A 25,154-nucleotide genomic window follows, 5' to 3' on the forward strand; every position below is an offset into this window, starting at 1 on the left:
CCATACTGAAGGCGCTCACAACGAACATGCAAAAATATACGGAAAGGGAAGCCAGAAATGGTAATTATTAGAGGGATGGCTTTTATTGCAAACTTCGCACTCCTAGGGTTTGTCTTAATTGAATTAGTTGATCGTGGGTTTGGTAGGAGTATAGAAAACCAAGTGTTTATGGCCTTGCTTCTCCTTCTTCCAGTCTTGAGTATCGCTGCTTTAGCTTCTTCAAAAGTGAGGAGTAAAGAAGATAAGGCTAAGTATAAAAGAGACAATATTTTTACCTTATATATGCAAAGAAAGGCATTGGAAGAGAAAGCTAAAATTAAGAAATTTAAGGAAAGTGAGTGAGGAGGGTTTGAGGTGCATAGATTTCTACATTTATTAATGGCTGTTTGTCTTTTTCAGCTTTTCCTGGTGGCGAGCAGTGTAGTTGCAAATGAAGACGACTCTTGGAAGGTGGTGGAATATCCCTATTTTTCTATTAGGTGCTCTGAGGGCCCATTTAAAAGATCTTTGGGTAGTATTGAAAGCGAGTGGAATGAATTTATTTATTTGAAGTGGGATGGTTATGAGTTAAGTCACCTCCGTTACTCGGCTACTACTGATGAGCCTCACCATTGGCACGACGATGAAAGTAGACTATCTCTGATGGATGAGTCTCAAGGTGGGGATAGTGTCATAAGTGTTTCTGCTATGAGAAACGAAGACTTAGAAGTTCTCAACATTGATATAGATGTAGATGCTACTAAAGAAAGCGGTCTGCTTAGATTTGTTGGTGATTTCTTTACTCACGGGTCTTGGAAAATTGTTGCGGAAGAGGGAGGTGCACCAACTCTAGAAGAAACTACAGCTGACTTTTATGATGATAAGCTTGTGGGCAGTGGGAGTCATAACTGGAACGATTGTAGGCTTATGGATGAGTTCGGTCGTGATGATGGCATTGGATATTCCTATTGAAGCTGATAGATAAAAAGGATGCATATAGCTTTCAGTTCTAGAGTGTTGGGCAGCTCGCAAGGTGTACCCTGTGAGCTATGCAAGTGGCTGGCGCTCAGAGTGGATCATTACTGTTGACTTGCTTTGAGCCACCCCTCATATTATGAGCCATGCTTATTGAGCCACCTAGGAGAAAGAAATCATGGCTTGCATTGCTTATGTCAGGGTCAGCACAGAAGACCAGTCAACTGGTACCCAGCGTGCCTGTATCGAGGAACGTCATAAGGTAGACCGTTGGTTCTGCGATGAAGCCACCTCAGGGGCCATCAAGGCCAAGGGTAGGAAAGGCCTCAGTGAGCTACTGGGCTATGTCAGAGAGGGGGATACCGTCATCGTGTACGCCATCGACCGACTAGGCCGTAACACCATTGACGTTCTGGAGACTGTCGAGGCTCTTGGTTCTAAGGGAGTGGCTGTCCTGTCTCTCCGTGAAGGCTTCGACATGAGTACACCGATGGGCAAGGCCATGCTAACTATGCTGTCTGCTATGGCAGAGCTAGAGCGTTCCAACATCAAGGAACGTCAGATGCAGGGCATCAAAAGAGCCAAGGCAGAGGGCAAGGCTCTAGGAAGAGAGAAGATCATCAATGACAGCGATGTAGCTCTGTGGCGTCAGGAGAACAGCGCCAGCATCAAGGCTACAGCCCTGCACTTCGGTATCTCCCCGGCATCGGTCAAACGAGCCTGTCAGGCAGTGAAGGAGGCCAGCTAAGAGCATAAGCTATCGAGGGCAGGGTATAGTCCTAGTAGCCCTCACCCTTCTCATAAAGCTCTGTGCGCCTCTCAGAGCATTGCAAGCCTTGATGCAGCACGGGTAGCACTTATGGCAGTGCAGTCCCTTAGGGAGCCTGTGCAGGCGCTCTGGGCGATGCAGGGTTAACCCGGACTATAGAAGCGATGATGACTCAGGGGCTTGTCCCTAGATCATTGGAGCGATGCCAGCCCTACTTCCTACCTCCGGTAGACAACATAGGGTGTCCTAGGATTACTAGGACGTCACAGGAATACTAGGACGTCACAGGGGGTGCTTTTGCAATTACCATAAAATCCATCCTGATGCAACTCATTATAGAATTATAGGAACCTTTACCTTTTCTCTCCTTAGAAAAGGGATGTCCTGTAACGTCCAAGGAAGTTCTAGTCTTGCCACTTTGGTATAACCAAAGGTAAGAAATGGGCTATATGTCGAAGGTAGCCCTTTCCTTCTGGTTGTCAGGTCGTGTCAGCCTTAACAGCTTTGAATAGCTTTGCATCAACCAAGGAGGAATAACCATGCCATTAACTGGTGATCTAACTAAGAACAAGTCATTCGATACTACTGCTACTGCCTTCCCGTACACCAAGATAGCTATAGTAGACCTCAGTGATTCAAGCCATCCGGTCAATCAGGCTTACCTGTCTGGCAAGCAAGACGGTGCTGGTGTCGTTGGTGACGACTACGCCCTGTACATCGCTACTGGCTCAGCAAGTACGGATACATGGGTATTAGCTGGCGGTGACAGTACAAGTGACATTACCCCGGCCTAGTAGGCCTGCCAGTGTGTACCGACCTATAAAAGCCTGCAAGCGCTTGTACCGACTGGCACAGAATCTCTCAGCCCTGCCTTAATTGGTGGGGCTTCCTTTTGCCTAGATGAGAATTATTATCGACATGTGGAATAGCCCTATCAGGACTCAGTAACCCTATCCGGTAGCTCAGGAAGGCGGCTCTCCTTGAAAAGTACAGCACTTGCAGGGGCTATGCCCTGTGGATTTCAAGCACAGGCTAGGTATGCTGGCGCTTAGATGATAATGCCTATCAACAACTCAAAAGGAATACAGGAAGTAGGCTACAAGCACTATATGCCCTGTGCACCCTCCTCAGCCTGTACAGAACATAGCAGTATAGATGGGCGCATAAAGGGTAGATCGTCCAGCAGAGAGGCTGTGCAGGCCTAGCAGTTGCGCCAGCAGGGACGCAAGGACTTGCAGTTAAAGATACCAGATGCAAAATCCTGTAAGAAATCCTGTGTAGGTATCTTCGCTTCCTGAAGGTGCTCTCTTCCCCGTTGCCCTAGGCTCGATGAAAGCAAAGGGGGGTATGACTAGTCGGTCTTGCTAGCTGGCTTGCATCCCTTGGTATCTGTCCTAGCCAGCCCAGCCTTGCTGTCATTTACTAGCCTTGTACCTTAAGGAAGTCCAGCCTCCTTGCTTCCAGTGGAATACCAGCTTAGCAGACTCGAAATCTACAACCACCTTGGAGAAGCATTCGCGCATCTTTGTGTTAATCAGTGTCTTGTCTTCTGGATGCTCAAGCACAGCAGTTCTTAGACTCTCTGCACGATGCCTAGCTAACTCAGTGCTTAGCATGTTCCGTTGCTGGTACAGCTCGGTAAGCCTAGCCTTTGCTTTGTCCTCTTCGCTCTTGTGCTTGTAAAGCTGTTTCTTTACGAAAGGTGTGTCCTCAGTGAGCATGCCTTGCTCTATTGTAAGCATTATTCTTTCAACACTCTGTTCATTGGACTCAAGTTGTTGCTTGGCTTCAGTGATCTTTTCATCTAATGAATCATCGCCAGAAGGGCAGGCATCTATGAGTCTATTTATCTTACTGTGGATCACTGGCTCAACACTGTCATAGCGAACAGAATTGTACTTACAGCCTGCCCCCTGCCTTGCTCTCTGACATGCAAGGTAGACCCAGCCCTTCGCCTTATTCTTGGATACCCTAGCCATAGTGCTGTCACATAGAGGACAGGTAGCCAGTCCTCCTAATATGTTCTGCACCTGACTATCGGAGTGCCTTCCTCTCCTTGGTGACTTGCTGCTCAGTAAAGACTGGAAGTTCGCGAAGGTCTCTTTGTCGATGACAGGAGGATAATAACCCTCTATAGGATCACAGGCTTCTCTGTCAGACTTTCTCTCTGGTCTACTGGTAAAAGGTGTAAGGGTGCCATAAGTAGCAGGGTTACTTAGTATCTTGGCAACATAACTAGAGTGCCAGTACTTACCGCGACCAAATACAGGTACGCCTTCGGAGTTCAGCCTTTCAGCAATGGCCTTCTTACCTACTCCTTCCAAAGCTGCCTTGAAGATACGTCGGACTACCTCCCCCCTTTCTGGAATGATCTCGAAGGAGACTCCATCGCCAGCAGGCCGAAGCCATTGAGGGCCGCGAGATGTCAGCCGGACAGGCTCTCCAGATGCTATCTTCTTTCGCTTCTCTTGCCAGACCGAGCGAAGGCGGTAAGCCTTGGTTGCCGACTCCTCATGAGCGCGCTGAAAGATCAGGATAGCCATAATGAAGGCCACCGGGTCACTGTCTAGGCTGTCGGCATCATAAGCCTTGCCATCGAACAGGGTGACTACCGTTATGCCCATGTCGCAGATTTCACCCAGCAAGTTTGATGCCTTCCTAGCAGACTGCCGGGAAATCCTGTCCAGCGACTCAACCAGCAGATAAGAGCCCGATGCTATATTCCCATCTTCCACAGCACGGAGGAATAGGCGTAGCTTGCCTGTCTCTTGGTTCCGGCCTTGGTACGCAGACAGCCCGAAGTCGTCAAAGCTGTGTTCGTCCAGCTCCAGTCCATGGTTCTCGGCGTAATCTCGTGCTAGCTGTGCTTGCCTCCTAGTGCTGTCTCCCTGCCTCTGCTCAGGGGTAGAGAAACGAAGGTAGCTGTACGCCTTTGGCCTTTGCTGCTGGTTCTCCATGTCTCTGGCTCTCACTGTCTGTATCCGTTTAGAAGCGTCAGCATAGCTTGTGGGTCTTCAATAACACAACCTGTTATTTGCCGGCCCGCCGGGCACCGGCAAAACCATGCTGGCCAGCCGCCTGCCGGGCATTCTGCCGCCGCTTTCTGAGGAGGATGCTTTGGAAGTCGCCGCCGTGCGCTCGGTTTGCGGATTACCGCTGGAAGCGGACTGGGGTAAAAGGCCGTTTAGGCAACCCCATCACAGCGCCAGCGCTGCGGCCTTAGTCGGTGGCGGTTCAAAACCCAAACCCGGCGAGATATCCCTTGCTCACCACGGCGTACTGTTCTTGGACGAACTGCCGGAGTTTTCCCGCCACGTGCTAGAGGTACTTCGGCAACCGCTAGAAACTGGAGAAATTCATTTAGCTCGCGCCAGCCATGAACGCCGATACCCAGCTCAGTTTCAATTGGTAGCCGCAATGAATCCCTGCCCCTGCGGCCACTTGGGCGACCCACGCCAGCGCTGTCAGTGTACCGCCAGCCAAATCCAGCGTTATCAAGCACGGCTTTCCGGGCCATTGCTAGACCGTATCGATCTACAAGTGGAAGTGCCCGCGCTGCCGCCAGAGCAGCTCACCGCACAAACCCAAGGCGAGTCGTCAGAAGCAGTGCGCGAGCGGGTGATGGCCGCCCGAGAACGCCAAATGGCCCGTGGCGCGCTGAATAGCCAGCTAAGCGGCAAAGCCCTGGAAGCCGCCTGCGCGCTTAACGATGAAGAGCGCGCTTGGCTGGCGGGCGTGCTGGAAAAGCTCAAGCTCTCCGCCCGCGCCTATCATCGCGTACTGCGCGTAGCCCTTACCCTTGCCGACCTTCAGGGCGAACCCAAGCCCACCCAACCGCACCTGATTGAAGCAATTGGCTACCGACAGCTGGATCGGATGCTAAAGGGGGCGTAAGCCCCCGAAAGCCACTGGACGGTTAGTGGGTGGAGGCCAATGAGTTCACTAGGCGCTGACACAGCGCATCCAGCTTCTGCCCCGTGGTTTCATCGTGTAACGCGCCACTATCATTGAAGGCGCTGCCCGCTTTCGCCAGCGACAATGGCTGTGGCAGCACGATCAGCCCCAGATTGGCTAACAGTTGCTGACCAAGGGGCAGCGCACGGATGCCGCCTAGCCCACCAGGGGAAGCCGATACCAGCGCTGCCCACTTACCGGCAAATAACTTGAGCCCCGGCGTATCCTGATAGGGACGTGATAGCCAGTCCAGCGTGTTTTTCAGCAGCGGCGTGATAAAGCCGTTGTACTCCGGCGAAGCGATCATCACCGCTTGGTGATCCGCCAGAATCTCACGCAGCTTCAGCACATTCTCCGGCACGCCCTGGGCTTCGATATCCTCATCAAACAGTGGGCAGGGGTAATCTTTTAAATCGATAAAGGTTGCTTCCCCGCCAAGCGCCTCAATACGCTTGGCGGCCAGCTTGGCTAGCTGCTTGTTCAGTGACGCTTCTCGGGCACTGCCTGCAAAGACCAGTACCTTTTTGACCGATGATCCCATTGTCATTTCCTCTTTGAATAATGTATTTGAAAGCCACACTATTTATTAATATTTACGCCTGTTGAGCAAGACGTATTTTACGACTCAGGGCCAGACTCGACGTGAAACCCTGCTGCCATTAAAACGTCTGCTCTTTGTCATTCAACTATCACTATTACGGATGAAAATTAGCAAAAGCTGCACCTGCTCTAATTTTTCTTCCTAAATGGTGAAATAGTGATGACAAAGCCGTTACTAGCGACTGCTCTACTCGCCTTTGCGTTTACCAGTGCGGCACACGCCCAGCAGAGCTTTCCCGCCACATTGTCCGGCCATGCCCAGCTACCCGGCAGCACCTTTGTGGCGGCTCCTTCCGGCGCCGCTGAGCATTACAACGTCTCCGGCCGTTTTACTGGCCAAGAGGGCCGTGTTGAGCAGTTATATACGAATATGCAAGCCACCGGCTTAGCGCTACCCTTCCCCAGCCAGCCTCTGCAGGGTTTTTCTGGTATTCGCTCGCTTGGCGATGACCGTTTCCTGGTGTTGACCGATAACGGCTTTGGCTCCAAGGCGAACTCCTCCGACGTCATTCTGATGTTTAACATCATAAAGACCGACTGGGACACTGGGCGTGTCATCATTGAGGAAACCGTTCAACTCTCGGATCCAAACCGCAAGGTGCCCTTCCCGATTATGAATGAAGCCACTCCTGGTCGTTTTTTAACCGGGGCTGATTTCGATATTGAATCGATACAGCCGGTGGGCGATAGCTACTGGATTGGCGATGAGTTTGGCCCGTGGATTATCCAGGTCGATAATCAGGGCGAAGTGCTGCAAGTGCTGGCCACCAATCCTGGTGGGACGCTGATGCGCTCCCCCGACAATGCCTTTGCCCTCACCCCGAACCCTGGCGCGCCTCTCGCTGATGATGTGAGAGTGTTTCGCTCCGGTGGTTATGAGGGCATGGCGCTCTCCGAAGACCAAACAACCCTCTACCCCTTACTGGAAAAGCCCATCTGGGATAGCAACGCCAACGCCCCGGAAACGATTGATGGCACCCCCGTATTAAGAATGTTCGAGCTCAACACTAAAACCGGCGAATGGGGCGACACAACCCGCTACTACCCCTTGGAATCAGCGGATCACGCCATCGGCGATTTCAACCTCATTGGCGGAACTCGCGGCTTAATCATCGAGCGTGATAGCCGCCAGGGCGACCCGCGAGAAGAGTGGGCAGACAATCCTGCCGAATTCAAACGCATCTATCTCGTCGATCTCGAACGTACGGACGAGCAGGGTGTGCTTGAGAAAATCGCCTATATCGACTTGATGGACATCCAGGATCCAGAGGGCCTTGCACCGCGGGGCACGATCAACGGCACCTTTAACTTTCCCTTTGTGACCATTGAGAACGTGGATCGTGTCGATGAGCGCACCATCGTGGTCGCCAACGACAATAACTACCCGTTTTCTATTGGCCGCCAGCAGGGGCGCGCCGATGATAATGAGCTGATACTGCTCGATGTGGAGGCATTCTTGAACGCTCAGTAATATACGGGGAAACGTGCACATCGGAAGGTGAAAGCACTGAATAAATCCATAGCGGAATTTATTCAGTGCTCGTGACGTCTAGGAATTCATCTCACCAATGTGTTTTATACCCCCTTTTGGCAACAATCCCTCACAAAAACGAATTACAAAAACTACTTACAAAAACTACTTACAAAAGCTGTCTACAAACGCATCCAGCGCTTCAAACAGCACTTCACGGATGGGGTCTGCCTCATTCACCAAGTGGTGGCGAGCTTCCGGGTGGCGATGAATTTCGGCATTGGGAAACTTCTTCGCCAGAATCGCTAAATTCCACTCCCAATCGACGGTCAAATCCTGCTCGCCCTGGAGTATCAGGGTAGGCAGTGGGTTGGGCTCCTGCGCCAGCAGCCGGGGCATCCAGCGGCGCATCGCACTTACCCAGGCAACGCTTAATCGCTCGGGCTGCAGCGGGTCACCTTCGCGTAGAAACTCGGTGAACTGCTCGTCGGTGGAGTTAGGTCGATATTTGCGCGGCAACTCTTTTAAGAACGGGCTGGCAATCAAGTGCAACCAGCTTGTTTGGCTCCATCCCCAAGGCCGCACCAGGGGCGCCAGCAGCACCAAACCTGACCAGCCGGAAGCCTCACGGCGAGTGAGCGCATCGGTGGCCAGAATCGCCCCACCGGTACTCTGGCCCACGCCTAACCACGGCTCAGGCGCCATGCCTTGGCTCTTTAGGGTCGTCTGCAGATGGGCCAGACAGTGTTGATAATCATCGAAGTCTTCTATTTCCGCCCGCGCCCCGCTGGAAAGGCCGTGACCGGGAAGATCCCACAGCACCACCCGCCAGCCCTTAGCCAGCAGGCGTTCAAGCAAATGGCGATATAACCCCATATGATCAAAATAGCCGTGCACCACAAAGGCAGTACCCACTGGCTGCGAGGGGCTCCACACCTGGCACCACAGCGCAAAGCGTCCCGTATCGATAAAGCCTGCGTGCACTTCACTGGTATCTAACAGCAGTGCTTCTAAGCCATAGTGGTGGAAATAGCCTTGCATGGCGTCTGCCAATATTTCCCCTGGCAACAAGCGGCTAAGGGCGGTATCGCCCGAGGCGTGGCGAAACAAGCCTTCCAGATGTTGGAAATCACGCATCGTTGTTTCTCCATAACGCCATTGTCCGTTGGCCTAGGCGCGGCAGATGGGTCGCGCTCCCAACACCTAATGCCTAGTCATTTGGTCGAGCATTTTAGCGCATTAGGGTCTACGCTGTTTACATGCCCGAGCAGGTGTGGAATTATTTTCCATAAATGCATTTTAATCTGCCCGTGGCCAACCATGTTCTAAAGAACAGAGTGCCCACGGGCATCCTCACAGGAGAAACCCCATGAGCGAGCGTATCACGCGCCACCGTTTACAGGTGGCAGCCGATTTAGATCGTTTTATCAATGAGCAGGCGCTACCGGGAACAGGCGTTGATGAAAATGCCTTTTGGGCCGGTGTGGATGCCCTGTTTCATGATTTGACCCCGAAAAACCGTCAATTACTTGAAGAGCGCGACACGCTGCAAGAGAAACTCGACGTATGGCACCGGGAAAACCCCGGCCCGGTGACCGATATGCCGGGATACCGCCGCTTCTTAAAAGAGGTTGGCTACTTGGCAGAAGCGCCGGCTAACGTCAAAGCGACCACCGCCAACGTTGACCGGGAAGTCGCCGTTCAGGCAGGCCCGCAGTTGGTCGTACCGGTTAGCAACGCACGCTATGCGCTGAATGCGGCGAACGCCCGCTGGGGCAGCCTTTACGACGCCCTGTACGGTACCGATGCCATTTCCGAAGACGACGGCGCCGAAAAAGGCACCAGTTTCAACCCGAAGCGCGGCGCCAAAGTGATTGCCTACGCCCGGGGCGTGCTTGACCGCGCGGCACCGCTGGCGACTGGTTCGCACCGTGATGCGGTGAACTACGCCATTCGTGACGAGCACTTGGTAGTGACGCTGGAAGGCGGTCGTGAAACCGGCCTTAAGGATTCCGGCAAGTTGATTGGTTTTAGCGGCGAAGCGGCCAAACCCGACGCGATTCTGCTGGGTAACAACGGTCTGCACCTGGAAATTCAGATTGACCCCAGCGACTCCATCGGCAAAACCGACCCGGCAGGCGTTAAAGATGTCGTGGTAGAAGCAGCTCTAACCGCGATCATGGATTGCGAAGACTCCGTTGCCGCCGTGGACTCAGAAGACAAGGTCGGTGTTTACAGCAACTGGCTGGGTCTAATGAAGGGCGATCTGGAAGAGAAAATCGAAAAAGGCGGCAAGACGTTTACTCGTAAACTTAACGCCGACCGCACCTGGCAAACCACCGATGGCAGCAGCGTCACGCTACCCGGCCGTTCGCTGATGTTCGTGCGTAATGTGGGTCACTTAATGACCACACCAGCGATTTTGGATGAGAAAGGCAACGAGTTACCGGAAGGTATCCTGGATGCGGTGGTCACCTCGCTGCTCGCGCTGCACGACCTCAAGAAAGACGCTGACCAGCCGCGCAATTCGCGCACCGGCTCTGTGTATATCGTCAAGCCGAAGATGCACGGCCCTAAAGAAGTCGCCTTCGCCAACGAACTGTTTGGACGCGTCGAAGATATTCTAGGCATGAGCCGCGATACCCTGAAAATGGGCATCATGGACGAAGAGCGCCGCACCACGGTTAACCTCAAGGCGTGTATTGCCGAGGCCGCTTCACGGGTGGCGTTTATCAATACCGGCTTCCTCGACCGTACCGGCGACGAAATGCATACCGCCATGGAAGCCGGGCCCATGGTACGCAAGGGCGATATGAAAGGCGCCGCGTGGATTCAGGCCTACGAGAAGAGCAACGTGCAAGTGGGTCTTGCTTGCGGCCTACGTGGACGCGCTCAGATCGGTAAAGGCATGTGGGCCATGCCTGACCTGATGCACAATATGCTGGAGCAGAAAATTGGCCACCCGAAAGCGGGTGCCAACACTGCTTGGGTGCCCTCTCCTACGGCGGCGGCGCTGCACGCACTGCACTACCATCAGGTCAACGTCACCGACGTTCAGCGCGAGCTGGAAGGTTTAGGTGAACCTGACTACCTGGATGACCTACTCACCGTGCCGGTGGCGGAAAACGCCAACTGGTCCGATGAAGAGAAGCAGCAGGAGCTGGATAACAACTGCCAGGGTATTCTCGGCTACGTAGTACGCTGGGTAGAGCACGGCGTGGGCTGTTCGAAAGTGCCGGATATCCACAATGTGGGCTTGATGGAAGACCGCGCCACGCTGCGTATCTCCAGCCAGCACATTGCTAACTGGCTGCTCCACGGCATTGTCGATGCACCGCGGGTGGAAGAGACCCTCAAGCGCATGGCCAAGGTAGTGGATGAGCAGAACGCAGGCGACCCCACCTACACCGCCATGAGCGCCGATTTTGAAGGCTCCACCGCTTTCAAAGCCGCCTCCGACCTGATCTTCAAAGGCCGCGTCCAGCCTTCCGGCTACACCGAGCCGCTACTGCACGAGTGGCGCCAGGTGCATAAAGCGAAGTAAGATCGTTTTACGGTGTAATCAGCCTCGAGGCTTATGCCTCGGGGCTTTTTTATGAAAGGAAAAAAACAATGACCGTCATGACTGCCGAGCAAATCGAACACTTTTTAGACGAAGTGTTTCCACAGCGGATGGGTAAGATAGAGAGCGTGGGTGAAATGACGGCCACCCTGCGCTTGAAGATAGGCAACGAGCACCTGCGACCCGGCCCGCGGGTTTCCGGGCCCACCATGATGGGCTTTGCGGATGTGGCTATGTACGTGGCTATTTTAGCGCAAATTGGCCCAGAGCCGATGGCGGTGACCAGCGATTTAAACTGCCACTTCCTCCGCGCAGCCTCCGGCGATCACGACATTATCGCCCACGCCAAGCTGATCAAACTCGGCCGCCGCTTAGCGGTGGGCGAAGTACAGCTATTCTCAGCCAGCGATGAAACGCGCCCCGTGGTGCACGTCACCGCCAGCTATGCGCTGCCGGATAAGACTTGAAGCGAACGCCACTTACGGTGCCAACGTCATAAACGGCTCATCTTGCTGGTCGCTAAAGGCGTAAACGTTATAGGGCTCACTCTGAGGCCCCGGCATACCCGGCGTACCGATGGGCATCCCCGCCAGGCCAATGCCATCTATGTCAGGCTGCTCTTCAAACAGCTTGGTAACCGCTTCCATCGGCACATGGCCTTCAATCCAGTAGTCGCCTATTTCGATGGTATGGCACGACCCTAAACCATAGGGGACGCCTGCCTGCTGTTTGATCTCACTTAGCTCAACGTCATCAACGATCGTTACATCCACACCCTGCTCTTCAAGGTGGCGGGCGTACTCGTCACAGCAGCCGCACTGCGGATTCTTGTACAGCGTGGCTTCATCCGGCAACGCAGCCTGAGCCGAGGCGGCTCCTAGGAGTAAAGCACTAGATAAAACCGTAGCGGTAAAACGCTTCATGAGCGGTCTCCTTGAGGTGTGTGGCTAAACAAATACTTGCCCAGCGAGGCAATAACCAGCCCTATCAACAGTAAAAAAGTTAGCGGCATTAACCAAGCCAACCAACCCATCGAACTCATAAAAGCAAAACAATCTGCGTTCATCATGGTAAGCCTCCTACCAAGTCAGCTAGCAATAACGCTTTAAGCTTACAACTCTGGGGCTACCCTCAGGTCAAGCCTTGCAACCTTGCGGACAACAGTAAGGTTGCTACAGATCATGTTTTGACCGCTGGGTTCAGGCTCGTTTCAGGTTAACACCGTATAAAGAACGGGTGACAATAACCTCTGAGGTAAATGACCATGCGCTACACTCTTTTAACAACGTCTTTGTTTGCCCTTTCATTAAGTCTGATCACGGGCGCGGCGCTGGCTGCACCCGGCCACGGCGGTGGTGGCAATAACCTAACCGAGGCTGACGTCGACCGCACGATCAGCCTTGAGGCTGGCGATATGTGGTTCGACCCTGAAGAGCTAGAGCTGGCTGCTGGGGAGGTGGTTAGATTTGAAATCACCAACACCGGTAATTTAGAGCATGAATTTGTGATTGGCAGTAAAGAAGCCCAGGAAGAGCATCGTCAAATGATGCTAGATATGGCCAATGGTGACCACGATATGTCTAATATGGCACACGGTGAAAGCCACGATATGGCCAACATGAGCATGGCAGGCGTCACCATTGCGCCTGGTGAGACAGGGACTCTACTATGGAGTGTTCCTGATAATGCTAACCAGCTAGAGTATGCCTGTAACATCCCCGGCCATTACGAATCCGGCATGTACGGCAATTTTTCTTTCTAACCTGATGTTTACCCATGAAACTGTTGCTACTCGAAGATGATGACCTGCTAGCAGAAAGCTTGGCAGAGAGTCTTAAAGACAACGGTTACCTGGTTGATTTGGCCGCTTCATTGAAAGCGGCCAAGTCGCTTATGGCAACCGAGCATTACGAGCTGGCTATCTTGGATATCGGCTTGCCCGATGGCTCGGGGCTGGATCTGCTCGCCCAGTGGCGCAAGCAAAAACGCGCCACCCCTATTTTGATTCTGACGGCCCGCGACACCTGGGAAGATAAAGTCATTGGTCTTGAAACAGGAGCCGATGATTATCTGACCAAACCCTTCCATGAAGCCGAGCTCATGGCCCGCTTGAAGGCCCTACTGCGTAGGCAGTCTGGTCAGTTATCGCAGGTGGTCACGCTTAACGGCGTATCGTTGGATGGGGGAGGCCAACGGGTTTTCAAAGAAGGGGAAGCGTGGCGCTCGCTCACGGCGACTGAGTTTCGACTACTGCGCTATTTAATGCTGCATCCGGATCGCATTCATTCTAAAGAGCAGCTACTAGAGCAGCTGTATGCCTTGGAGCAGGATGCTGCCGCGCCCAACCTGGTCGAAGTCTATGTCGCTCGTCTGCGCCGTTATCTAGGCAAATCAATTATCCAAACTCGCCGCGGTCAGGGGTATTACTTTGCTTCACATTGATCGGCGCAGCTTACGTTTTCGACTACTCGCCTGGCTAGGTGGCGTGGCGCTATTCGTGGTGATGACGACCTGGCTACTACATGGAATATTGCTGCAGAACCTTGCTCGGGATTTCTTGAGTGAGCGTCTCCAGCGCGAAGCCGACCATGCCGTCACCCAGCTTGAGCAAGGTGAAGCCGCCATGCCTGCCGCGCTTGACTCGGTTAGCCGTGGCTATCAAGTCTTTCACCATTTATACGTGCTGCGCCTTAACGGCTCGGTGAGCGCCTCTAATCCCCAATGGCAGCAACAGTTGGCGCCGCTGCTGGAAGAAAACGGCGATGCTCTTTTAGATGTTAAACAGGGCGATCAGCACTTGCTGGTCTACCGCCGCCATTTTGAGTGGCAGGGTTCTAACGGCGTATTACTGGTGGGGGAGGATTTTTCCCAGGTTGAAGCAGGCCTGGCTACACTGCACTGGTGGGTAGGCGGCATTGCCGCAGGGCTTTTAGTAATGCTAATCACGCTCAACATGCTGGCCGTTAACCGTAGCCTGACGCCTTTATGGCAACTGCGTGGGCAATTGGCCGAACTGCAAGCGGGGGAGCGCGAGCGCCTTTCGCTAACCGCGCCAGCCGAGCTGGACGCCCTGGTCGCACAGCTTAACCGCTTCATGGATGACATCGACCTGCGTCTACAGCGCTCTCGAGAGTCATTCGCCAACCTTTCCCATGCCTTAAAAACTCCGTTGGCAGCGGTTACCCAAGTACTGCGCGGCAACCGGCCTATTGATGAAAACCGACGACAGAAACTGCTCAGCCGTATTGAGGCTATTAACGCCCAGTTAGATGCGGAGCTGCGTCGTTCGCGTATTGCAGGCCCTAACGCGGGTCGAATGGCCAACGTCACGCGAGATAGTTCACGACTCATCGAGATGTTCCGCAGCCTTTACCCTGAGCGTATGTTCAACCTCACCCACTCGGCACACGAGAAAGACCAAGTGCCTATTGAGGCTCACGACTTTTCTGAAATAGTAGGCATCGTGCTCGATAACGCTGGCAAATGGGCGAGTAGGCGCGTTCATTGCGATATTGCCGTCTCCGCTACCACACTCACGCTCACCATTGATGATGACGGACTCGGCGTTGCAGAAGAGGATCTTTCGCGTTTGGGTGAGCGTGGCACACGGCTGGATGAACGCCGTCCCGGCTATGGCTTAGGCCTTTCGATTCTTGCGCAGCTAATTGCCCGCTACTCAGGACACTCGCATTTTGAACGCAGCCCACTGGGAGGCTTGCGCGTTACGATTATCCTGCCACTGGCGGGTGAAATGGCTAATTAATCACTATTCAGCTTTGTTTCAGCTTCTTCCATCAAGATGGTGCCATTCATCATTGATGGGAGTTCCACATGGCACGCTCAAGCATCATTTCTCACCCGCTCTCTCGCCGACAGATCCTAAAAGGCGGCGCTGCCTTAGGCTTAGGTTCCGCTGCCGCAATGGGACTAACCCCCGCCTGGGCAACCCCCTGGGGCCGCACCAATGTCTATGCGCAGGGCGTCGAAGAAGGCCCCGAGGTATCGCTAGCCATTCGCCGCGAGTCACACCCTATTGATGGTCAAGATGCGACCCCCATCACCATCAATGGCACCAGCCCAGGCCCGATGATTCGCTTGCAAGAGGGGCAGGACGCAGTGCTTCGCGTCACTAACCTGCTGGATGAGCCCACCTCTATCCACTGGCATGGCCTCATCCTACCGCCGGAAATGGATGGCGTGCCTGGGGTTAGCTTTGCAGGTATCGCCCCTGGTGAAACCTTTACCTATCGCTTTCCTGTTCGTCAGAACGGTACCTACTGGTACCACAGCCACTCAGGTATGCAGGAACAGCTTGGCCATGCGGGGCCGTTAATTATTGACGCCGCCGAACGCGAGCCATTCCGCTACGACCGAGAGCACGTGCTACTGCTCACCGACTGGACCTTTGAAGACCCCATGTCGGTGTTCCGTAATCTGAAAACCATGGAAGGCTACTACAACCTCCAAGAGCGCACGATTGCTGACTTCTTCGCCGATGTTCGCGAAAAAGGTTTCGCACAAACCGCCGAAATGCGCGGCATGTGGGCCCAAATGCGTATGAGCTCCCGGGATATCGCCGATGTCACTGGCAGCACTTATACCTACCTGCTCAACGGCCACTCCCCCCAGGAAAACTGGAACGCGCTGTTCAAGGCAGGAGAGCGGATACGGCTACGCGTGATTAATGGCTCAGCCATGTCATTCTTCGATGTCCGTATACCCGGCCTGAAGATGACCGTGGTAGCCGCTGATGGCCAGCCGGTGCAACCCGTTCCCGTTGATGAATTCCGCATTGGCGTGGCGGAAACCTACGATGTGCTTGTTTCACCTGAAGACGACCGGGCATACACCATCTTCGCCGAGTCCATGGATCGCAGCGGCTACGCCCGCGCTACCCTGGCACCGCGTGAAGGCATGCAGGCCGACATTCCTGAACGCCGTCAAATTGCCGACCGCGGCATGGAAGCCATGGCTGCCCACGGTATGGGCGGTATGGATCACTCCAATATGGCAGGGATGGACCACTCAGGCATGTCAAATATGGAAGGTATGGATCACTCCAATATGGCGGGGATGGATCATTCTGGCATGTCGAATATGCAAGGCATGGATCACTCCAACATGGCGGGTATGGATCACTCTAATATGGGCGGCATGTCGGGCGAGCAGGCGAAAATCGGCGAAAATGGCTTGCTCGTTGCCGGTGAAGCCCAGCCCGGTTCTCGCTACGACCAGGCAGGCATAGGCATCGACCCCAACGAACGTCGAGTACTCGTCTACCGCGATCTTAAAGCCTTCACGCCATGGCCTGACCGCCGCGAACCAGGCCGTGAGCTTGAACTGCACCTGACCGGCAACATGGAACGCTACATGTGGTCGTTCGACGGTAAGAAGTTTAGCGAAGTGACCGGCCCTATTCACTTTGTGAAAGATGAGCGGCTGCGCCTCATCCTCGTCAACGACACCATGATGGAGCACCCCATTCATCTCCACGGCATGTGGATGGAGCTGGAAAACGGCCAGGGTGAATTGATTCCGCGCAAACACACCCTGAATGTGAAGCCCGGCGAGCGCGTGTCTGCGCTGATCACCGCAGACGCCGAGGGCAGTTGGGCGTTCCACTGCCACCTTCTCTATCACATGGATGCCGGCATGTTCCGCGTTGTTCAGGTTTCTTAAGGAGGCAGTATGAAAACCAAGCACTACTTAACCCTCGCCAGCGTGGCCCTCGGCGTGGCCGCCGCTACTACCGCTCAGGCCGACGATGGCTATGCGGCTCCAGACAACTGGCCAGCGCCCACGATGGAACACAACATGGGCATGGGGCTGTTCGACCGGCTTGAATACACCGTGCCCGACAAAGGCCAAGACGCTGTGGTATGGGACTTTCAAGGCTGGTACGGCGGTGATATCAACCGCGTTTACCTGAAGTCAGAGGGCGAAAACGTCCAGGGCGACGGTGAAGATGCTGAGTTCGAGTCCCTGGAACTACTCTATAGCCGCCTAGTGGCAGATTTTTGGGAGTTACAAGGGGGTATCGGTTATCAAGGCGGTGTGTTCTCCGATGACCACGCCGAACGCACCTATGGGGTGGTCGGCCTGCAAGGTGTGATGCCCTACGGCATTGAAACCGACGTTGCCATGCAAGTGAGTGAAGATGGCGACGTGGCTGCCAGTTTTGAGGGCGAATACGATCTGCGACTCACACAGCGGCTCTACCTACAGCCGCGCACCGAAATCGCCGTGGCCGCCAGTGAAGTGGAAGAATTTGGCGTCGGTGAAGGGCTTAACTCGGTTCGTGCTGGCCTGCGGCTAGGCTATGAAGTCACCCGCCGCTTCGCCCCCTACGTCGGTGCTTATTGGGAGAAAGAGTATGGCGACACGGCGGATCTCTCCCGCGCTAGCGGCGATAACACGGAAGACGCGGGGGTCGTTGCTGGTGTGAAGCTGATGTTTTAACGAAGATAAGTGCGACTGCCCCTTCGCAGTCTGCGCAGGGGCGAGCTTACACATTGGATCGATTGGCCCAACCTCAATGCAGCGATTGCCGCACTGTTGCCGGGCACCCCAGAATCGCCTGACATTTACCGGCAGAGCATTCAACAACAGTGCGGTTCTCTGGTGCATCTAACGGTGGAAGTGCTGTTAGATTCGAGGTCTTGATCCGAAGACAAGCCAAGCAAGCTAATCAGTGAGCTTGTTGCTGGTTTTGTTCCCACGTAACGCTTACCGCTAGCCCATTGGGCATGCGGTTACTAAGTGTAAGGCGTGCATCCTGGCGCTGAGCCAACTCCGAAACAATCGACAAACCCAATCCGCTGCCAGTAGTGCCCTGACCAGACGCGCGCCTAAAGCGTTCAGTGACTTTATCCAGTAGTGTCTCAGGCAGTCCAGGGCCAGTGTCTCTCACAATAAGTTGAGGCGCTCCCTCCCAAAGTGCCAACTCTACCTCTACATGACCGCCTTCCGGGGTATAGCGCAAGGCGTTATCCAGTAGGTTACGAAAGAGAATCCCCACTTCGACTTCGTCGGCGCGAACCTCCAGCCGGGTTAACCCTGTTAGCCTCAGGTGCTGATCTCGCTCTTCAGCGAGGGGCCACAGCTCGGCTACCAATTCAGCAATAATCGGGTAAAGATCGATTGTCGCTGGTGAGGTTGTGGCCACTTGATCCAAACGCGCTAAAATAAGCAGCTGTTCTACCACACGCTGAAGCCGTTCCACCCCGACATAAGCCTTTTGTAGTGATTGCTCTCCCCCCGCCTGCGCGTTATCTAGGTGAATTCTTAGCGCTGCTAAGGGCGTGCGTAACTCATGGGCCGCATCTGCTGTAAAGCGCCTCTCGCGCTCTAACGTTGCTTTCAACCGGGCGATAAAGTCGTTTAGCGATTGGCGTAATTCATTAAGCTCTTGAGGAACCGGGTCATCAATTTTACGCAGGTCGTGGGCGGAGCGGCCTTGTACCTGGTTGGAAAGCGCTTGAATGGGCGCAATACCTCGCCGAATAATACGACTCATCAGCCAAAGGAGGAGTGGCAGCAAAAAGAGCATCGGCAATAAATTGTTCCAGGTGATGCGCTCCACCACTTCATCATGAAACGAACCTCGCAGCCCCATGCTGATCCAGGTATCGCTGGCAACATCGAACATGCTGAACACTCGCCAACGATGACCATCGTAGCTTTCCCAGCGAAACCCCTCTTCTAAAGGCGCGGGGAAAGGCCCGGCATCATTCCATTTGCCCCCTAGAAGCCTGGGTGAGCCATCGGCATTCCAAAAACCCAGTACTAATTTAAGCTCTTCCTCGTGGTAAAGCTTGATACCTGATTCAAAGCTGCTGTCGGGCACTGTGCTACCGTCGCGATATAGCTGAGCCGGATGTTCTGGAAGGCCCATACGCGAAGCCAGTCGAGCATAGTCGTCAATGGTCGCGTTGGGATCGAGTTGGCCAGCCACAATCCGGCTATGCAGACTAAGCTGTGTATCGAGAATTTCTTCTAGCTCGTGATCCGTAATTAAGTAGGCCGCGGTAACCGCGACTCCCCCGGCGACAACCATGGTAATGGCCAGGGTACGAAGTAGATAACGCCGTATCGATATCATCGTGCTTGGCTATCCAGCCGGTAGCCAATTCCGCGCACATTAATGATCACATGTTTTTCAAGTTTTTTACGCAGATGATGAATGTGAACTTCCACCGCATTGGACTCTATCTCATCGCCCCAGCCGTAAAGCAAACTTTCTAAACGTGGACGAGATAGCACTCTGTCGGGATGCCTAGCTAGCTCTAACAACAAGGCATACTCCCGTCGGCCCAACTTTACGTCTTTGCCTCGCCAACTCACCACATGACGAGCCTCATCAATACTCAGTGCCCCCAGCGTCAATATCTGCGAGGCGCGTCCCTCAGCGCGTCGCATTACGACACGCAAACGGGCAAGTAACTCCTGCAAATTAAATGGCTTGAGTACATAGTCATCCGCCCCCGCATCTAAACCACCAATACGGTCTTCCATCGCATCGCGGGCCGTCAAAATCAGAATAGGTAGAGTGGATTGCTGACGGAGTAACTGCAGTACCCGCATGCCGTCCATATCAGGCAGACCAAGATCCAAAATAATCACACTGAAGGTCTCGCTTCCGATAGCGCGGATTGCCTCGCGGCCAAGCATAAACCAATCGACCGTGTACCCCTCGCGTTCCAGTGCCGTTTTAATGCCATCCCCAAGCAGGGGATCATCTTCTATCAGCAGTGCGCGCATGCTGCTCCCTCAAACTACAAACCGCTATCTTCGCTACCAAAACTTAAGCTTTTCTTAAATACGGCAACTTATTCCCCAAAAAGCATACGCATCTGAACTCAACCAGTAAGCCAGCCACCTTTTTTGCAAACCTCTTACGCAGCTTAACTCTTCTTTAAGTTATTTAGGCTCAAGCTGCCTCTTTCGCCATGGGCAAAGCCAAAGCAGCGCCTTCAATGGCGGTCATTTTGAATCTGCCTTGTCGCTGCCATGGGCAGAACATTGTCTATTAATTGAACAGAGCGCCATAGTATGCACTTACTAACACTTATTAGAACAAACTATTATTTAAAAATAATGGCCCGTTTTTTAGAAAAAAGAATGAAGCGATATTTACTGGGGGGCATACGCTATATCCTCAAAGCACCGGCACCAGAAACCATCGATAGCCTTGTGGGCATAGAGAAAATTTTAATTATTCGCCCCAATTTTCGTCTGGGCAACGCACTAATCAGCACCCCGGTCATCGATGCTTTTCGTAAACGCTTTCCTTCCGCGCGCATAGACTATTTAGCAACTGATAAAACATGGCCACTATTGCAGCAACGTCCTGTTGATCATTTCCATTTACTGTCGAGAGCCGCCATTCTCCGTCCCTGGCAGTGTGTGACACTATTACGCCGCTTACGAGCACAACGCTATGACCTGGCGGTACAAGTGAGCGGAGGATCAACGAGCGGCTTTATAGTGACCCGGTTAATAGGGGCGCGGTACAGCATGGGGTCGCGCAAAGGTCACCAGCGGTGGTACAGCATTGAGGCTGAAGGTAAGTCATCACACGCCTATGATGCCATCGTCAATTTGACACGCCCGCTTGGCGTTACTTGCCGTAATCGGCCACTGCTCCAGCTAACGGAGCAGGAACGCTATCAAGCCATCACGAAGATACGACAGCTATTCAGTCTGCATAGCGACCACTCATCAGATACAGACTTTATTGCGATCTTCGTAGGCGGGCATCAAAACAAACGTTGGCCGTTGGCATTTTGGCTAATGCTCATCGATGCCATGGAAGCCTGCAAAATACGTTATGTCGTTTTCCTTGGGCCGGAGGAGTTTAGGCTTCTAGCACCGATTGAGCAGCGCTTGATGTCATCGCAGTATGGCAGCTTATGCCCACCGCTTCCTATCCGTCACTTTGCTGCGGTTTTAGAGCGTGCGAGTTTACTCGTGACACCCGACTCAGGGCCGATGCACTTAGCAGCAGCACTCGATGTCGCCACCATTTCCCTGGTACGTCAGAAAAAATCACTCGCCTTCGTACCACGAGAACCCTATGACACGATCCTGTGGCGTCCAGAGATCAGCACCATAGTAGAAGCCATACAAGCTAATCTTGAGGGTCGAGCCTCAACGACACCCGTTCATGCGAACTCGGCAGCAGGCCAACCAAAACAGTGCCTAACACCTTCCCCTAATACAACCCATACGTACGCCAGCTAATGAATGAAAGCACATAACTGTTCGTTAAGTATTCGGTGACAAGATAGGTTCAACCTCATCACGATTCGGGTGCATCGGAATGTGCATATCGCTCTTATCAACAAAAAAGATCGCTTCTGATAGTTGGATGCCGCTTGGTAATAAGAGTCTCATTGACTGGCAATGGTTTTCTTTTCGGCTATGCCTATTTTTAACTACCTTGTTAACCATTTTCCTTGTGCTATTTGGGTTAGAGACCATCGAAATCATTATCGCTACTTTCAGCATGGGGATCAGCAGTACCTCTCAACTATTAAGGTTAAGCAGTGCAAGAACCGCTATGTGTCACCTCCTTCATCCTGAAGAGCGCGAGGTTTTAGATACGCTGGACGCGATAGGTATGGCAGGCGTGGGGACTTTGGTTGTTTTATATCTTTTAGCCTAATCGCTCGTTGCGAAGGCCACTACCTGATTTATTCGGCTATGGAAAATATACCAACACTTGACCTATAGGCGACCCCAGGTACTACGCTGTTAGCCTTGATAAGGCAAAAAAGGGAGGTTGCCATGGCATCATCAACACAGCAAAGCGCGCGGGTTTACCGGATGAAAACCGCCGAGCATCTGTGCCCGTTTGGCCTGAAGACGGTTGATCTACTCAAACGCAAGGGCTTTAAGGTCGACGACCACACCTTAACGTCCCGCGATGAGATCGACGCGTTCAAGCAACAGGAAAATGTCGACACTACGCCTCAGGTGTTCATCGGTGACCAACGCATCGGCGGCTACGAAGAGCTGCGTGAGCATCTGGGAATGAGTGTTCCCAATGCAAAAGAAACCACTTATCGGCCGGTAATTGCCATTTTTGCTACTGCGCTACTGATCGGTTTGGCGATTAGTTGGGCGTCCCAGGGCACACTGTTCACTGCACGCATGCCGGAGTATGCCGTTGCTACGGCCATGGTGCTGCTGGGATTGCAGAAACTGCAAGATGTCGAAAGTTTTAGCAGTATGTTTTTGAATTACGACCTGTTAGCTCAACGCTACGTCCCCTATAGCTATTTTTACCCCTACGCCGAGACGCTTGCAGGTATTTTAATGCTGGCCGGGGCGTTGATGTGGCTGGCCGCGCCGCTGGCGCTGTTTGTCGGTACGGTGGGGGCGGTCTCCGTGTTTAAAGCCGTGTATATCGACAAGCGTGAGCTTAAATGCGCCTGCGTCGGCGGTAACAGCAATGTGCCGTTGGGTTTTGTGTCGCTAACCGAAAACCTGGTAATGATCGCCATGGGGCTGTGGATGCCGCTACGGATGTTGTTGTCATAAATAGCAAAATGGCAGAGCAACGCGTGGCATAAAAAGGTCTTAGGATCGTGCCGAGGATCCAAATGCTTCCGACCCTCGGCATAGAGTTCAGACTAGCAGCCACATCCCTGAGGTTTTACGCGGCAGGTAACTGGGCAATTATTCGATCCAATGTCATCGGGTATTCGCGCACCCGAACACCAGTAGCATTGTAGATCGCGTTGGCAATCGCGGCGGCTACGCCACAGATGCCCAGTTCCCCAACACCTTTTGCTTTTAGCGGCGATGAAGCAGCATCGGTGGTGTCTAAAAAGATGACCTCCTGCTCGGGGATATCCGCATGCACCGCCACTTCGTAGCCTGCCAAGTCGTGGTTAACGAAGAAACCGCGCTCGGTATCCACGCTCATGCCCTCGGTCAAGGCAGCCCCCACGCCCATGGTCATACCGCCAATCACCTGGCTGCGCGCCGTGATGGGGTTGAGGATGCGCCCTGCATCGCACACGGCCAGCATACGCCGCACGCGGGTTTCCCCGGTATAGGCATGCACGGCCACCTCAACAAAGTGTGCCGCGAAGGTGCCAATCTCCAGCTTGTCCTTAAAGTCGCCAAAGTTGATCGAATCTTCAGCCATAATCTCTTCGCCATCGGCCACGTCGGCCAGCGCCAGATCTATCTGCCCGGCGGCAACGCGGCCATTTTCAAAGCGCGCCTCGTCAACGTTCAGGTGCTTGGCGATCTTCGCCTGAAGCGCTACACAGGCGGCGTAAACGCCAGCGGTAGAGCTCGCTGCTCCAAACTGCCCGCCTGAGCCGGAGGAGGTCGGGTAGGCGCTATTGCCAAGGCGTACCTCTACGTCCTGCATCTCCATGCCCATGGTTTCTGCGGCTGTCTGGGTCAGGATGGTGTAGGAACCGGTGCCGATATCGGTCATATCGGTTTCTACAATCAGTCGCCCATTCTGCAAGCGCACCCGCGCGCCCGAGGTCAGGGTGGGCGCACCGCGGTAGGCACCGGCCATACCGTGGCCAATCAACCACTGGCCTTCGCGCTGGCCGCCCGGTTTATGATTACGTTCAGCCCAGCCGAAGGTGTCGGCGCCCTTTCGCAGGCACTCCACAAAGTGGCGTTCGCTGAAGGGCTTTGATGGCTCTTCGGGATTGACCTGGGTGTCGTTGAGAACTCTGAACTCCACCGGGTCCATGCCGAGCTTCTCCGCCATCTCGTCCATGGCGATCTCCAGCACCGCGAGCCCCGAGGCTTCGCCAGGGGCACGCATATCCGCCGATTCAGGAAGGCCCATATCGATAGGATGGTGGGCCATGCGACGATTTTCGCCCGCGTAGAAGCAACGAGTCTGATTGACCGCATCTTCACCGCTGCCGCCGGGCAGCGTATGGGAAACGGCGGCATGGTCGAAGGCGGTAATCTTGCCATCTGACCCGGCCGCGATGCGCAGGCGCTGAATGGTGCCGGAGCGGTGCGTGGCGTTGTTGAAGATCATTGGCCGCGGCAGAGCCACCTTGACCGGCTGGCCGGTCGCGCGCGAGCCAAGCGCCGCCAGCACCGCATCGGCGCGTAGCCACAGCTTGCCGCCAAAGCCACCGCCCACGTAAGGGCTTTCCAGGCGGATTCTGTCGGCGTCGATATCAAAGGTGGTAGCGAGCGCCTGGCGCGTCCATTCGATCATCTGGTTCGAGGTCCATACCGTCATCTGCCCGCCGTCTGACCAGTCAACAATGGAAGAGTGAGGCTCCATCATGGCGTGGCTTTGCGAAGCAGTGCGGTAGGTTTCATCCAGCGTCACCGGTGCGGCGTCAAACGCACCATCCACATCGCCTACGTTGGCGATCGGCTCACCAGTGTTTTGCAGACGCGTCCAGGCATCTTCAAGATCGAACACCCCCGGCGCCTCTTCGTAGCGCACGTCGATCAATGACGCCGCACCACGCGCCTGCTCCAAGGTGTCGGCGACCACTACAGCAATCGCTTGGTGGTAGTGCTCAACGGTGGCCCCCCCGAACAGGTGGGCCACATTGCTGTCGGCACGCGCCAGCGGCTCAAACTCCAGAGTGGTGATAACGGCGGCTACGCCGGGAGCGGCGCGGGCGGCCGAGGCGTCCATATGGGTGATTTTTCCCCGGGCAGTTGTTGCGCCCACGGGATAACCCACCAGCTGGTTGGCCACGACGGCATGCCGCTCGTAAGCGTAGGGCGCGCTGCCGGTTACCTTAAGGAGCCCGTCGATTCGTACATGCGGCTTGCCGATAATACGGGCACGGTCGAACAGGTTATCTTCCGTTGATTGATTAAAATCCATG

The 25,154-nt window shown here is 54.1% G+C and carries 22 protein-coding genes and 1 pseudogene; 15 read left to right on the forward strand and 8 right to left on the reverse strand.

All coding sequences use genetic code 11. The features are described from left to right. Positions 1–57: 57 nt before the first annotated feature. The 4 genes from U738_RS14995 to U738_RS15010 all read left to right on the forward strand — a co-directional run bounded on the left by U738_RS14995 (position 58) and on the right by U738_RS15010 (position 2,517). Complete coding sequence (locus U738_RS14995) at positions 58–342, forward strand: hypothetical protein (RefSeq protein WP_035581929.1); 285 nt, start codon at positions 58–60, stop codon at positions 340–342. 12 nt (positions 343–354) lie between these two features. Then, positions 355–951 carry a hypothetical protein gene (locus tag U738_RS15000; protein WP_152561143.1) on the forward strand — a complete coding sequence of 199 codons (597 nt, stop codon included), beginning with the start codon at positions 355–357 and terminating at the stop codon, positions 949–951. Positions 952–1,132: 181 nt separating this feature from the next. After that, entirely contained in the window at positions 1,133–1,702 is a 570-nt protein-coding gene (locus U738_RS15005; RefSeq protein ID WP_035581933.1) for a recombinase family protein, read from the forward strand. Positions 1,703–2,262: 560 nt separating this feature from the next. After that, the gene (locus tag U738_RS15010; RefSeq protein WP_035581936.1) at positions 2,263–2,517 is read left to right on the forward strand and encodes a hypothetical protein; all 255 of its coding nucleotides are present in this window, start codon (positions 2,263–2,265) and stop codon (positions 2,515–2,517) included. A gap of 621 nt (positions 2,518–3,138) precedes the next feature. Here the strand turns inward: U738_RS15010 and U738_RS15015 are convergent. Then, the gene (locus U738_RS15015) at positions 3,139–4,680 is read right to left on the reverse strand and encodes a recombinase family protein (RefSeq protein WP_051912788.1); all 1,542 of its coding nucleotides are present in this window, start codon (positions 4,678–4,680) and stop codon (positions 3,139–3,141) included. 64 nt (positions 4,681–4,744) lie between these two features. Here U738_RS15015 and U738_RS15020 point away from each other — a divergent pair. After that, positions 4,745–5,617, forward strand: a pseudogene (locus U738_RS15020) (YifB family Mg chelatase-like AAA ATPase); the annotation flags it as partial. A gap of 22 nt (positions 5,618–5,639) precedes the next feature. Here U738_RS15020 and U738_RS15025 read toward each other — a convergent pair. Continuing rightward, positions 5,640–6,218: an NADPH-dependent FMN reductase gene (locus U738_RS15025; RefSeq protein WP_035581937.1), complete on the reverse strand. Its 579-nt coding sequence runs from the start codon at positions 6,216–6,218 to the stop codon at positions 5,640–5,642. A gap of 219 nt (positions 6,219–6,437) precedes the next feature. Here U738_RS15025 and U738_RS15030 point away from each other — a divergent pair, with 219 nt between their 5' ends. After that, entirely contained in the window at positions 6,438–7,748 is a 1,311-nt protein-coding gene (locus U738_RS15030) for an esterase-like activity of phytase family protein (protein WP_035581940.1), read from the forward strand. Between the two features lie 165 nt (positions 7,749–7,913). On the opposite strand, the gene U738_RS15035 is transcribed toward U738_RS15030, so the two are convergent. Continuing rightward, positions 7,914–8,885: an alpha/beta hydrolase gene (locus U738_RS15035; RefSeq protein ID WP_035581942.1), complete on the reverse strand. Its 972-nt coding sequence runs from the start codon at positions 8,883–8,885 to the stop codon at positions 7,914–7,916. Positions 8,886–9,117: 232 nt separating this feature from the next. On the opposite strand from U738_RS15035, the gene U738_RS15040 reads away from it, so the two are divergent. Both U738_RS15040 and U738_RS15045 read left to right on the forward strand, forming a co-directional pair. After that, positions 9,118–11,292, forward strand: a complete 2,175-nt coding sequence (locus tag U738_RS15040; RefSeq protein ID WP_035581944.1) for a malate synthase G — start codon at positions 9,118–9,120, stop codon at positions 11,290–11,292. 68 nt (positions 11,293–11,360) lie between these two features. Next, positions 11,361–11,777: a PaaI family thioesterase gene (locus U738_RS15045; protein WP_035581946.1), complete on the forward strand. Its 417-nt coding sequence runs from the start codon at positions 11,361–11,363 to the stop codon at positions 11,775–11,777. A 12-nt stretch (positions 11,778–11,789) separates the two neighbouring features. Here U738_RS15045 and U738_RS15050 read toward each other — a convergent pair whose 3' ends face one another. Together U738_RS15050 and U738_RS23350 are read right to left on the reverse strand one after the other, a co-directional pair. Further along, positions 11,790–12,233, reverse strand: a complete 444-nt coding sequence (locus tag U738_RS15050; protein WP_035581948.1) for a DUF411 domain-containing protein — start codon at positions 12,231–12,233, stop codon at positions 11,790–11,792. After that, positions 12,230–12,379: a hypothetical protein gene (locus U738_RS23350; RefSeq protein WP_157693147.1), complete on the reverse strand. Its 150-nt coding sequence runs from the start codon at positions 12,377–12,379 to the stop codon at positions 12,230–12,232. The genes U738_RS15050 and U738_RS23350 overlap by 4 nt, the downstream gene beginning before the upstream one ends. Before the next feature lie 195 nt (positions 12,380–12,574). Between U738_RS23350 and U738_RS15055 the strand changes: the two genes are divergently transcribed. The 5 genes from U738_RS15055 to U738_RS15075 all read left to right on the forward strand — a co-directional run bounded on the left by U738_RS15055 (position 12,575) and on the right by U738_RS15075 (position 17,769). Next, positions 12,575–13,072 (forward strand): cupredoxin domain-containing protein, encoded by a 498-nt coding sequence (locus U738_RS15055; RefSeq protein ID WP_035583658.1) that lies wholly within the window; start codon positions 12,575–12,577, stop codon positions 13,070–13,072. A 14-nt stretch (positions 13,073–13,086) separates the two neighbouring features. Then, entirely contained in the window at positions 13,087–13,752 is a 666-nt protein-coding gene (locus tag U738_RS15060) for a response regulator transcription factor (RefSeq protein ID WP_035581950.1), read from the forward strand. Continuing rightward, positions 13,739–15,073, forward strand: a complete 1,335-nt coding sequence (locus U738_RS15065; protein WP_035581952.1) for an ATP-binding protein — start codon at positions 13,739–13,741, stop codon at positions 15,071–15,073. The genes U738_RS15060 and U738_RS15065 overlap by 14 nt, the downstream gene beginning before the upstream one ends. Positions 15,074–15,141: 68 nt before the next feature. Beyond that, the gene (locus U738_RS15070; RefSeq protein ID WP_035581954.1) at positions 15,142–16,989 is read left to right on the forward strand and encodes a copper resistance system multicopper oxidase; all 1,848 of its coding nucleotides are present in this window, start codon (positions 15,142–15,144) and stop codon (positions 16,987–16,989) included. A 9-nt stretch (positions 16,990–16,998) separates the two neighbouring features. Then, positions 16,999–17,769 (forward strand): copper resistance protein B, encoded by a 771-nt coding sequence (locus tag U738_RS15075; protein WP_035581957.1) that lies wholly within the window; start codon positions 16,999–17,001, stop codon positions 17,767–17,769. Positions 17,770–17,998: 229 nt separating this feature from the next. On the opposite strand, the gene U738_RS15080 is transcribed toward U738_RS15075, so the two are convergent. Continuing rightward, positions 17,999–19,411 carry an ATP-binding protein gene (locus U738_RS15080; RefSeq protein WP_035581959.1) on the reverse strand — a complete coding sequence of 471 codons (1,413 nt, stop codon included), beginning with the start codon at positions 19,409–19,411 and terminating at the stop codon, positions 17,999–18,001. Next, on the reverse strand, positions 19,408–20,070 hold the full coding sequence (locus U738_RS15085) for a response regulator (protein ID WP_035581962.1): 663 nt from the start codon (positions 20,068–20,070) through the stop codon (positions 19,408–19,410). Before U738_RS15085 ends, U738_RS15080 begins: the two co-directional genes overlap by 4 nt. A gap of 291 nt (positions 20,071–20,361) precedes the next feature. Between U738_RS15085 and U738_RS15090 the strand changes: the two genes are divergently transcribed. Both U738_RS15090 and U738_RS15100 read left to right on the forward strand, forming a co-directional pair. After that, positions 20,362–21,552 carry a glycosyltransferase family 9 protein gene (locus U738_RS15090; protein ID WP_035581963.1) on the forward strand — a complete coding sequence of 397 codons (1,191 nt, stop codon included), beginning with the start codon at positions 20,362–20,364 and terminating at the stop codon, positions 21,550–21,552. A 546-nt stretch (positions 21,553–22,098) separates the two neighbouring features. Beyond that, positions 22,099–22,854: a glutaredoxin gene (locus U738_RS15100; RefSeq protein ID WP_035581968.1), complete on the forward strand. Its 756-nt coding sequence runs from the start codon at positions 22,099–22,101 to the stop codon at positions 22,852–22,854. A 115-nt stretch (positions 22,855–22,969) separates the two neighbouring features. Here the strand turns inward: U738_RS15100 and paoC are convergent, their stop codons facing one another. Further along, positions 22,970–25,153, reverse strand: a complete 2,184-nt coding sequence (paoC, locus tag U738_RS15105; RefSeq protein WP_035581971.1) for an aldehyde oxidoreductase molybdenum-binding subunit PaoC — start codon at positions 25,151–25,153, stop codon at positions 22,970–22,972. Position 25,154 lies beyond the last annotated feature (1 nt).

It is taken from the genome of Halomonas sp. TG39a (assembly GCF_000744395.1).
GTDB classification, from domain to species: Bacteria; Pseudomonadota; Gammaproteobacteria; order Pseudomonadales; family Halomonadaceae; genus Vreelandella; species Vreelandella ventosae_B.

Coding starts and splice junctions, on each gene's coding strand:
- U738_RS15070 (WP_035581954.1), top strand. CDS start 15,142: ATGGCACGCTCAAGCATCATTTCTCACCCGCTCTCTCGCCGACAGATC.
- U738_RS14995 (WP_035581929.1), top strand. CDS start 58: ATGGTAATTATTAGAGGGATGGCTTTTATTGCAAACTTCGCACTCCTA.
- U738_RS15005 (WP_035581933.1), top strand. CDS start 1,133: ATGGCTTGCATTGCTTATGTCAGGGTCAGCACAGAAGACCAGTCAACT.
- U738_RS15100 (WP_035581968.1), top strand. CDS start 22,099: ATGGCATCATCAACACAGCAAAGCGCGCGGGTTTACCGGATGAAAACC.
- U738_RS15040 (WP_035581944.1), top strand. CDS start 9,118: ATGAGCGAGCGTATCACGCGCCACCGTTTACAGGTGGCAGCCGATTTA.
- U738_RS15075 (WP_035581957.1), top strand. CDS start 16,999: ATGAAAACCAAGCACTACTTAACCCTCGCCAGCGTGGCCCTCGGCGTG.
- U738_RS15085 (WP_035581962.1), bottom strand. CDS start 20,070: ATGCGCGCACTGCTGATAGAAGATGATCCCCTGCTTGGGGATGGCATT.
- U738_RS23350 (WP_157693147.1), bottom strand. CDS start 12,379: ATGATGAACGCAGATTGTTTTGCTTTTATGAGTTCGATGGGTTGGTTG.
- U738_RS15025 (WP_035581937.1), bottom strand. CDS start 6,218: ATGGGATCATCGGTCAAAAAGGTACTGGTCTTTGCAGGCAGTGCCCGA.
- U738_RS15080 (WP_035581959.1), bottom strand. CDS start 19,411: ATGATATCGATACGGCGTTATCTACTTCGTACCCTGGCCATTACCATG.
- U738_RS15045 (WP_035581946.1), top strand. CDS start 11,361: ATGACCGTCATGACTGCCGAGCAAATCGAACACTTTTTAGACGAAGTG.
- U738_RS15035 (WP_035581942.1), bottom strand. CDS start 8,885: ATGCGTGATTTCCAACATCTGGAAGGCTTGTTTCGCCACGCCTCGGGC.
- U738_RS15060 (WP_035581950.1), top strand. CDS start 13,087: ATGAAACTGTTGCTACTCGAAGATGATGACCTGCTAGCAGAAAGCTTG.
- U738_RS15050 (WP_035581948.1), bottom strand. CDS start 12,233: ATGAAGCGTTTTACCGCTACGGTTTTATCTAGTGCTTTACTCCTAGGA.
- U738_RS15090 (WP_035581963.1), top strand. CDS start 20,362: ATGCACTTACTAACACTTATTAGAACAAACTATTATTTAAAAATAATG.
- U738_RS15010 (WP_035581936.1), top strand. CDS start 2,263: ATGCCATTAACTGGTGATCTAACTAAGAACAAGTCATTCGATACTACT.
- U738_RS15015 (WP_051912788.1), bottom strand. CDS start 4,680: ATGGAGAACCAGCAGCAAAGGCCAAAGGCGTACAGCTACCTTCGTTTC.
- paoC (WP_035581971.1), bottom strand. CDS start 25,153: ATGGATTTTAATCAATCAACGGAAGATAACCTGTTCGACCGTGCCCGT.
- U738_RS15030 (WP_035581940.1), top strand. CDS start 6,438: ATGACAAAGCCGTTACTAGCGACTGCTCTACTCGCCTTTGCGTTTACC.
- U738_RS15055 (WP_035583658.1), top strand. CDS start 12,575: ATGCGCTACACTCTTTTAACAACGTCTTTGTTTGCCCTTTCATTAAGT.